Origin of the sequence: Azospirillum formosense (genome assembly GCF_013340925.1) — a bacterium.
Lineage (GTDB): Bacteria > Pseudomonadota > Alphaproteobacteria > Azospirillales > Azospirillaceae > Azospirillum > Azospirillum formosense.
The window spans coordinates 1-4598 of the sequence record NZ_WHOR01000362.1; the positions used below are offsets into that span (position 1 = coordinate 1).

The following is a 4598-nucleotide window of genomic DNA, read 5'->3' on the forward strand; positions in this document are numbered from 1 at the left end:
AGGGACAGGAGGACAAGGCGCGGGGCACGCGGCTCAGCCCACCCCCCCGGGGCCGGCGCGAGGGGGCGTTGCCGTTCCCCCCCCCGCCCGCCCGGGGGGAGGGGGGGGCCCGCCGCCTTGAGGCGGGAGGGTGAGGGTACTGGCGAGAATGGTGTGTTGATCCTTGCCGGCACCCTCACCCGCCCGCTTTCGCGGGCACCCTCTCCCGTGGCGGGAGAGGGGTTTCAATCCCTTACAGCGCGCCCAGCACCGCTTCGGCCGAGGACACCTCGAACTGGCCCGGCTTCTCCACGGCGAGGTGGGTGACCTTGCCGTCCTTGGCGACCAGGGCGAAGCGCTGGCCGCGCAGGCCGAGGCCGTAGCCCGTGCCGTCCATCGTCAGGCCCAGCGCCTGGGTCAGCGCGGCGTTGCCGTCCGGCAGCATGGTGACCTTGCCGCCGACGCCGTTCTTCTCGCCCCAGGCGCGCATCACGAAGGGGTCGTTGACGGCGAGGCAGACGATGTCGTCCACACCCTTGGCCTTCAGATCCTCGGCCTTCTGGACGAAGCCCGGCAGATGCTTGGCGGAGCAGGTCGGGGTGAAGGCGCCCGGCACCGAGAACAGCACCACCGTCTTGCCCTTGAACAGCGCGTCGGTGGTGATGTCCTGCATCCCGTTGTCGGTCAGGTGCTTCAGCGTGACGGACGGGATGGCGTCGCCCACTTGAATGGTCATGTCTCCTGAACTCCCAATTTTTTGTGTTTCAGCTTTTGATTTTGCCGGACGCCCGGTCGAGCGCGTCGAGGACGGCGCCCTCGGTCAGCAGTTCCGGAAGCGCGATGCCCTCCGGAGCCCCCGGACCATAGACGATGTTGAAGGGAATACCATAGCGGCCATGTCGGGCAAGGTAGCGGGCGATGGCCTCGTCCGGCCGGGTCCAGTCGGCGCGCATGGCGGTCACCGCCCCGGTGTCCTCCAGCCGCTGCGCGACGGTGCCGCGGTTCAGCACCAGCTTCTTGTTCGCTTGGCAGGTGATGCACCAGTCGGCGGTGACGTCCACGAAGACGGTGCGCCCGGCGGCAACCTGCTCGCGGATCGCCGCCTCGTCGAAGACGGTCCAGCGCGCCGCCGCGCTCTCGGCCACCGGGGCCGCCCCGGCCGAGGGGCCGAAGACGGCGGGAACGGCGAAGGCCACCAGGGCCAGCAGCCCGGCCAGCGCCGCCCCGGCCCAGCGCGCCGTTTCCGCCAGTCGGCGGCCCAGCCACAACGCGGCGACAAGCCCGCCCATCAGCACAGCGACGGCCAGCGCCGGCACCTCGCCGACCTGGACGACCAGCACCGACAGCAGCCAGAGCGCGGTCAGGGCCAGCGCCCCGCCCAGCACCCGGCGCAGCGCCACCATCCAGCGCCCCGGGCGCGGTAGCAGGCGCGCGGCGCGCGGGAAGGCGGCGATCAGCAGGTAAGGCAGCGCCAGCCCGACGCCCAGCGCGGCGAAGATGGCGAACACCTCCAGCGCCCCGCGGGCCAGCGCGAAGCCCACCGCCGTCCCCAGGAAGGGCGCGGAGCAGGGCGTGGCGAGCAGCGTGGCGAAGGTGCCGGTGGCGAACTGGCCGCCCAGCCCCTGCCCCTCCGGCCCGCCCAGCCGGTCGGCGACGGCGCGCGGCAGCGGAAGCTCGAACAGGCCCCACAGGTTGGCGGCGAACAGAGTCACCAGGACGACCATGAAGACGAGGAACAGCGGCTGCTGGAACTGGATGCCCCAGCCCACGGCACCGCCCGCCGCCTTCACCGCGACCAGCGCCCCGGCAAGGATCAGGAAGGAGGTCAGGATGCCCGCCGCCGAGGCCAGGAAGCCGGCGCGCACCGCCGCGGGCGCCCGCCCGCCATGCTGGACGATGGAGAGCAGCTTCAGCGACAGCACCGGCAACACGCAGGGCATCAGGTTCAGGATCAGCCCGCCCAGCAGGGCGACGCCCAGCATGGCCAGCAGCCCCGCCGGAGCCGCCCCGGCACTGCCGCCCAGCCCGGCCGCGGCGGTCGCCGGAGCCTCCACCGACCGGTTGCCGTCCACCACGGTCAGCGTCATCGCCCGCCCGGCAAGGTCAAGGCCGGGCTGCGGATCGGTCGCGTCCATCCGCAGGATCGCGCGCCGGTCGCCGTCGAGGAACTGGCTCTTGGGCGCGGCGAAGGTCACCGGCGGGTCGGTCTCGACAAACACGTCGGGGGCGACCATCGGCTCGCGCGCGGTCACCTCGACCTCCAGCACAGCACCCTGGCCGCGCACCGCCGTGACGGTCAGTCCGGACGCCCGCCCGTCGCCGGGCACCAGGGACTGGGCGCGGGCGATGTCGTTGGCCGACGGCCCGGGCGTCGCCGGCCCCTCGGGGATGGACAGCGACAGCGCCACCATCTCCGGCACGCAGATGGTCGAGCAGACCAGCAGTTCCGCCTTCAGCGCGAGGTCGAGCGGCTTGCCGGGCTCCGCCGGGGTGGCGGTGATGGGAAACAGCACCTCCGCGTCGTAGCCCGCCGTCTCGAAGCCCAGCACGGTGAAGCGGTGCGGAGCCGGGTAGATCAGCTCCGTCGCCTTGAGATTCCGCGACTCCGACCAGTCCAGCCGCGGCGCGAAACCGGCGTCGCCCGGAGTGCGCCAATAGGTCTTCCAGCCGGGCTCCAGCCGGACCTCCAGCCCCAGGGGGATTTTGGCGAGATCGCCCACCCCCTGCACCGACGCGACGAGCCGCGCCTCCACCGGGCCGGACGTGACCCAGGCGCCGGTCTCCGCCCTCCCCATTCCGGGTGCGGCCAAGGCCAGGATGGCGAGCAGGAACGGAACAAACCTTTTCATCGCACCGACTGTTCTCATATCAAGACGCAGCGGGCCGCCCATCGGCCGTGGCTGTATATGGATGACAAAGCTTGGCCCGTGCTGTCACACTCGGGCGAAGACGGCTTCGGGAGGGCCACTCAACGGTCCGCCCGTCCCCCGACACAAGGATAGCGCCCATGCCGCACCTGACCAAGTCCTCGGACTATCTGACCGGCCAGTTGCTGATCGCCATGCCGGGCATGACGGACCCGCGTTTTCAGCGGACCGTGATCTATATGTGCGCCCACAACGAAGACGGCGCCATGGGCCTCGTCGTCAATCGCCTGTTCGGGTCGGTCACCTTCGAGGATTTGCTGGAGCAGCTCGAGATCGAAATCCAGGAGCCGGTCGCCAGCATGCCCGTCCATTATGGCGGTCCCGTGGAGTCCGGGCGCGGATTCGTCCTGCATTCGACCGATTACGTGCGGGACGGCACGCTGGTGGTGGACGACGAGGTGGCGCTGACCGCGACCATCGACATCCTGCGCGCGATTTCCGAGGATCGCGGACCGCGCCGCAACATCCTGCTGCTCGGCTACGCCGGCTGGGGGCCGGGGCAGTTGGACGCGGAAATCCAGGCGAACGGCTGGCTGAACGTGCCCTGCGACGAGACTCTGCTGTTCGATCCCGAACTGGACACCAAGTGGGAACGCTCGATCGCCAAGCTGGGCGTCAGCCTGTCCATGCTGTCGGCGGAGGCCGGGCACGCCTGACGGCACCCCCTCCTGATCAAGAGCACCACCCGCCGCACCGCAAGCGGCGGGATTTCACGTCAAAGTTCGCTTACGGACTCTTGCTGGCGATCGCCAGGGCGAGGCCGCGGGCCTGCATCAGCTCGCTGCACCGTTCGACCAGCTCGTCCCCGGCGTAGACCGCCCAGCCGCTCTGAAACCCCGACGCCTCATAGCGCAGATCGACGCGGCGCCCGTCCAGTTCGACGGCGTAGGTCAGGGAATCTTCTTTCGTCCAAGTGGCGTTCGGATAGGTGGGGTTCGACGACATATCCGCCTCATGCGATGCGAAGGACATGCCATCAGCCTGCGCCCGCTCCCTTAACCCCGGGTTAAGCCGGCGGGAACGACGTCTTGGGATTTTGGAGGCGGGCACCCCGACCGGACGGGCTAGCCCCGCCATTCCTCGCGCAGGATGGCGTAGAGGACATGGTCCCGCCACACTCCGTCGATGCGCAGGTAACCGCGCGCGTAGCCTTCGTGGGTGAAGCCGACCTTTTCCAGCAGGCCGCGGCTGGGCGCGTTGGTCGGCAGGCAGGCCGCCTCGACCCGGTGCAGCCCCAATTGCCCGAAGGCGAAGTCCAGCACCAGCCGGGTGGCGCCGGACATGTAGCCGTTGCGCGCGTAGGGCTGCCCGACCCAATAGCCGAGCGTCGCCATCTGGGCCACGCCGCGCCGCAGGTTGGTCAGCCCAAGCCCGCCGACCAGCCGGTCGGTCGCGCGGTCGTAGACGAGGAAGCTGTAGCCCTGGTCGTCGCGCCACTCCTGCGCCTGCCGCCGCAACCGCCGCCCGAAGGCGGCGCGGGTCAGGGCGTCCGCCGGCCAGGTCGGCTCCCAGGGGGTCAGGAAAGCGCGGGAGTCCGCCCGCAGGTCGGCCCATTCCCGCCAATCCCGCGGCAGCGGTGGGCGGATGTAGCAGATCGGCCCGTCGAGCCGGACCGCCGGCGGGCTGATAAGGCCACTGCCGAGCAGGCGGATCATGGTGCCCCTCCCACCCTGGCGCGTCCCTTACCGGAAC

The 4598-nt window shown here is 70.6% G+C and carries 5 protein-coding genes; 1 reads left to right on the forward strand and 4 read right to left on the reverse strand.

The features are described from left to right. Positions 1-232: 232 nt before the first annotated feature. Complete coding sequence (locus GBZ26_RS27180) at positions 233-715, reverse strand: peroxiredoxin (protein ID WP_174441488.1); 483 nt, start codon at positions 713-715, stop codon at positions 233-235. Between the two features lie 28 nt (positions 716-743). Then, complete coding sequence (locus GBZ26_RS27185; RefSeq protein WP_174441489.1) at positions 744-2828, reverse strand: protein-disulfide reductase DsbD family protein; 2085 nt, start codon at positions 2826-2828, stop codon at positions 744-746. 158 nt (positions 2829-2986) lie between these two features. On the opposite strand from GBZ26_RS27185, the gene GBZ26_RS27190 reads away from it, so the two are divergent. Then, positions 2987-3562, forward strand: a complete 576-nt coding sequence (locus GBZ26_RS27190; RefSeq protein WP_174441490.1) for a YqgE/AlgH family protein — start codon at positions 2987-2989, stop codon at positions 3560-3562. Between the two features lie 70 nt (positions 3563-3632). Here the strand turns inward: GBZ26_RS27190 and GBZ26_RS27195 are convergent, their stop codons facing one another. Both GBZ26_RS27195 and GBZ26_RS27200 read right to left on the reverse strand, forming a co-directional pair. After that, positions 3633-3851: a hypothetical protein gene (locus tag GBZ26_RS27195; RefSeq protein ID WP_174441491.1), complete on the reverse strand. Its 219-nt coding sequence runs from the start codon at positions 3849-3851 to the stop codon at positions 3633-3635. Between the two features lie 119 nt (positions 3852-3970). Beyond that, on the reverse strand, positions 3971-4561 hold the full coding sequence (locus GBZ26_RS27200) for a GNAT family N-acetyltransferase (RefSeq protein WP_014240843.1): 591 nt from the start codon (positions 4559-4561) through the stop codon (positions 3971-3973). Positions 4562-4598: the final 37 nt, after the last annotated feature.